General features: G+C 37.9%; 4 protein-coding genes. 3 read left to right on the top strand and 1 reads right to left on the bottom strand.

Annotation, left to right across the window (positions count from 1 at the left end; translation table 11 throughout):
• Nucleotides 1–146: 146 nt before the first annotated feature.
• Nucleotides 147–635 (bottom strand): TPM domain-containing protein, encoded by a 489-nt coding sequence (locus NZ519_12130; GenBank protein MCS7029503.1) that lies wholly within the window; start codon nucleotides 633–635, stop codon nucleotides 147–149.
• A 59-nt stretch (nucleotides 636–694) separates the two neighbouring features.
• Here NZ519_12130 and NZ519_12125 point away from each other — a divergent pair, with 59 nt between their 5' ends.
• The 3 genes from NZ519_12125 to NZ519_12115 all read left to right on the top strand — a co-directional run bounded on the left by NZ519_12125 (nucleotide 695) and on the right by NZ519_12115 (nucleotide 4808).
• Nucleotides 695–2110, top strand: coding sequence for a phosphoglucomutase/phosphomannomutase family protein (locus tag NZ519_12125; GenBank protein ID MCS7029502.1), 1416 nt, complete (start codon nucleotides 695–697; stop codon nucleotides 2108–2110).
• Nucleotides 2111–2119: 9 nt separating this feature from the next.
• The gene (gene paaN / locus NZ519_12120) at nucleotides 2120–3769 is read left to right on the top strand and encodes a phenylacetic acid degradation protein PaaN (protein ID MCS7029501.1); all 1650 of its coding nucleotides are present in this window, start codon (nucleotides 2120–2122) and stop codon (nucleotides 3767–3769) included.
• Between the two features lie 211 nt (nucleotides 3770–3980).
• A complete protein-coding gene (locus NZ519_12115) occupies nucleotides 3981–4808 on the top strand; it encodes a UbiA family prenyltransferase (GenBank protein MCS7029500.1) in 828 nt (275 codons plus the stop codon).
• Nucleotides 4809–4891: the final 83 nt, after the last annotated feature.

Raw genomic sequence — 4891 nt, 5'->3', positions numbered from 1 at the left:
TCAATTGCGTGAGGGGCATGGAGCATGCCGATAGGCAGTGCGGAGCGTTAGCGGAGCACCGAAGCGAAGCGTAGTGCAGAATGCCCCGACCCTTGCGCAGCAAGGGGCACGCCCAAAAAATCAAAAATTTTTAAGTTCAAAAATTCTTATCCTATGGAAATTTCATTTGAAAGCTCATTTCGGCTACTGCCCATTGCGTTAGGAAAATACTTATGCAGAACTTTACCTATATCCTTAATTGCTTGAACTATTCCTTCAGTGTATTGCCCTGCTTTGAAGTACCGAATCATCTCATCTTTGATATGAGTCCAATAGTCAGAGCTAATTTTTTCATATATTCCTTTATCGCCAATAATTGCTAACTTATGATCCGCTGCGGCTATGTAAATCAAAACTCCATTGCGTTCTGCGGTTTGCGTCATACCTAGCTGCTCAAAACATTGCTTAGCCCGATTGTAGACCTCTAATCCATGAGTAGTGTCCTCAATATGAACGCGTAATTCAGCCGTAGTTTGGTTTTCTATTTCAGTTATAGTTTGGACAATTAAAACGCTATCCAGCTTTTTGAGCAAAGCTTTTGCAGGGGATTCTGCTTCTTTTTCTTTATTTGAAAAAATGAAATCTAACCAGCTCACACACAAAAATACTAAAAAGTATCATATTTAAGTTTTTGTTTATCTTTGCCTACCTAACCATGACAGCACCAAAAATAATATTTGGTACAGATGGCTGGCGAGCTATTATAGCCGAAGATTTTACTCTGCAAAATTTATCTCGCGTAGCCAAAGCCACAGGTTTGTGGATACGCAAAAATTATCCAAACAAATTGACAGTTGCCGTAGGATACGACTGCCGATTCATGGGTGCAAAGTTCGCACAGCACGTAGCAGATATACTTAGCCAAATGGGAATACGAGTTATTTTAAGCACGGATTTTTGTTCTACGCCAATGGTTTCTTTGGCTACGGTTCATTTTAATTGTGCCGCAGGTATTATCATTACTGCCAGCCATAATCCGCCTGAATATAACGGCTACAAAATAAAAGGTTACTTCGGCGGTCCTGCCACACCTGAAATGATTAGCGAAATAGAAAGTCTGATTGACACACCTATTGATACAAACTTCAGCCCTGCTGGTATTGAAAAAGAAAACTTTGAAACACTCTATCTTAATCACCTCAAACAAAATTTTGATATTGAACTTATTAGAAAAAAGATTCACGTGGTTTACGACGCAATGTACGGCGCAGGGCAACGAGTATTACAACATTTAGGACTGAATGGCACTTTTTTACGCTGTGAGTATAATCCTTCTTTTATGGGGCAAGCCCCTGAACCTATTCACAAAAATCTTATTCAACTTTCTAAAACTGTATCTCAAATAGCTAAAATACAGCCGAAAGACCAATTAGTAATAGGCTTGGCTACTGACGGCGATGCAGACCGAATCGGCTTGTATGATGAAAATGGAAAATTCATAGACTCACATCATATTTTACTGCTGCTCATTTATTACCTTCACAAACAAAAAGGCTTATCTGGCAAAGTAGTTACTACTTTTTCTTGCACGCAAAAAATTTCAGAATTATGCAAAAAATACAATTTACCGCACCAAGTTACCAAAATTGGATTCAAGTACATTTGTCAAATTATGCTAAACGAAAAAGTAATTGTAGGAGGTGAAGAATCGGGAGGTATTGCAATTATTGGCAACGTTCCTGAACGTGATGGAATTTTTATAGGTCTGACGATTATGGAATTTATGGCTAAAACAGGTAAAAAACTTTCTGAACTTGTTCAAACTATTTACGATGAAATAGGTACTTTTGCTATGGAGCGTTACGATCTACATGTTTCTGAAAGCGAAAAACAACATATTCTCACACACTGTAAAAATAATGCTTATACGCATTTTGGCAATTTACAAGTAAAAAGTATAGAGAGTATAGATGGATATAAGTTCCATTTTGAAAATGGAGAATGGGTCATGATACGCCCTTCTGGCACAGAACCTATTTTACGAGTATATGCAGAGGCATCTACTCTTGAACGAGCTGTGGATATTCTTAACCAAACAAAAAATACTATTTTATCTCAACAGAATTCTTAATTTTGAACTATGAAACATAAAGCCATTTTAGAAAATGCGATAAAAGCACTGCGCGAGAGAACATACTACGCGCAATATCCCGAAGCGCCATCAGGAAAAATATACGGTGAAACAGCAAATGAAGATGCTAAAAGGCGTTTTGAGCAAATTTCTCAATCTACATTCACACAGCTTTTACAGGAAGGCGCATCAGGTACAGTAGGGGAAGAGCGTTCCCCTTACGGAATACCAATAAACATACAATATCCTGCTTTTGAGGTAGAAACCTTGATTAAAAACGCCCAAAAAGCCCAAAAACAATGGCTGAACCTAAATTATGCCCAACGCGCAGACCTATTGATTGAAACTTTAGAACAAATAAAAAATGTCTTTTTTGACATTGCTTATGCTACCATGCACACTACGGGACAAGCTTTCATAATGGCTTTTCAAGCTTCAGGACCTCACGCTGCTGACCGCGCGCTTGAAGCCATCGCCGTAGGATATGAAGAACTTAGTCGTTATCCTACTACTACTGTTCGTTGGGATAAACCTTTGGGCAAAGTTAATGCAGTATTAGACAAACGATTTTATGTAGTTCCAAGAGGAATAGGGCTAGTAATTGGCTGTTCTACTTTTCCCGTTTGGAACACTGTACCTGGTTTATATGCAAATTTAATTACAGGCAATCCTACTATTGTAAAACCACATCCAAAAGCTATTTTACCCATAGCAATATGGATAGCAAAAATGCAAGAAGTATTTAAGAATGCAGGTATTGACCCACATATTGTTCAACTCGCCCCTGATACTTCTCAAAACCCTATTACTAAACTATTAGCTGAACACCCTGCTGTAAAATTGATTGATTTTACAGGTAGCTCACACTTTGGTAATTATATTGAAAGTCTTCCAAATAAAATAACTTTCACAGAAAAATCAGGGGTTAATTCGGTTATTTTTGAGTCCTTTGTTGATGTTGAAAACGCTCTAGAAAACTTAGCTTTTTCTGTGTCCTTATACAGTGGGCAAATGTGCACTGCGCCCCAGAACTTTTTTATTCCTAAAAATGGCGTAGATACTAATGTCGGACACCTTTCTTTTCAAGAAGTGGTACAAAAATTTGCTGATAAAGTTAAAGCATTAGCGCAAAATCCTAAAATGGGCGCAGGTGTATTAGGCGCTATTCAAAGTGAAGATACTTACCAACGCATCCAAAATACTAAAAATCAAGGCTACAAAATCATTTTAGAACCGCAGCCCATTCAAAATCCTGAATTTCCGAACGCACGTACCAGCAGCCCATTATTTATTCAAGTAGAAGCATCTGAATATGATAAATATGCCCAAGAACTTTTTGGACCTATTGTGTTTATCATCCGAACCGAAAATGTAGAGCAAAGTATTGAATTAGCTAAAAAATTAGTAGAAGAAAAGGGCGGATTGACTTTATCCATCTATACCGCTAAACCCGACGTAAAAGAACGCATGCTTCAAGCTTTGTTACCTGTGTCTATTTCAATAGCCTTTAACTTATCAGGACCTACTTGGGTAAATCAATCTGCAGGGTTTTCAGACTTTCACGGCACAGGAGGAAATAAAGCAGGAAATGCTGCCTACACTACGCCTGAATTTATTGTCAAACGCTTTACCGTAGTAGGTGTAAGAGAACAAGTGTAGACTATATTGGCGATCTGCTTGCAGGTCGCCAATATTTTTTTACGTTCGTGAATTTTATTTATGATTGTGTGTTGTACAGAGCAGTAGTGCTGTGAATAGAATACAAAAAAATACTTCGCCCAATTTTATACAGAACCTAAAAATACTGATAAAAGTATCGCGCCCCTTTTTGTGGGTCAACACGGCTTACACTTTTGGGTTCTGTTACATTATGGCTGGTTTATCTTTCAAGTTAGAAGGTATTTCACCTTACCGATTGATAGATATAATTCAGCAGCCGTTTTTTATTGTTACCTTGTTTTTTTTTCTCATTCCGTATAACATCATTTTATACGGAGTAAATGATGTTTTTGACTACGAAACTGACCTAAAAAATGCCCGAAAACTAGAAACAAACTTAGAGGGCAAGGTACTTGCACCGCAGTATCATGATTTCATCTTGTGGACGTCGGGTATGCTTGCGGTTATATTTGGGATAATATACACTTTTTACTTGGACTTTAATTTAATTGTCTACATTGCCATGTTAATGGTAGCTTTAGCCTACTCGGTCAAACCTATACAACTTAAAGGACGGCCTTTTTTAGATTTTATCAGTTCTTCTTTTCACTATACTATCACTGCTTTTTTCGCGTTGTACTACTTTTATGATGCGTTCAAGTTTCACAATTCACAAGGTATTGAAGTAGAGTACGTAAGTTTATGGAAATTACTACCTTTGTTTATTTGGGGCTTTGGTTCTCATCTTTTAGGTGCTATCCCAGATATTGAAGCAGACAAGGAAGCAGGTTTACGTACTACTGCTGTGGTCATAGGTAAGCGTTTAAGTTTATTGCTTGTGTTTATATTTTATGCGGTAGCAGCAGGTTTATTTTTGTATTATTTTGGCTTTTGGGCTTTGGGAGTGCTTTTATATCCTATTTTAGTGTTTGTAAAGCAGGACACACAGCGCAATCGGTATCAAATATATCTTAACTATCTTAATGGGGCAGTGGTTACGATAGCCTTATTTGTCAAAGCGATTTTACCTTATTTATGATTTTTATTTTTTGGGCGTGCCCTTGCCCACACTTCGCTTACGCTTGTGTGGGCAAGGTCGGCGTGCTACGGGCTACGCTATCG

This window comes from Bacteroidia bacterium, from assembly GCA_025056095.1.
Classification (GTDB): Bacteria; Bacteroidota; Bacteroidia; order JANWVE01; family JANWVE01; genus JANWVE01.
The sequence above is the reverse complement of the archived record's forward strand: the minus strand, read 5'-3'. Positions and strand labels throughout refer to the sequence as shown.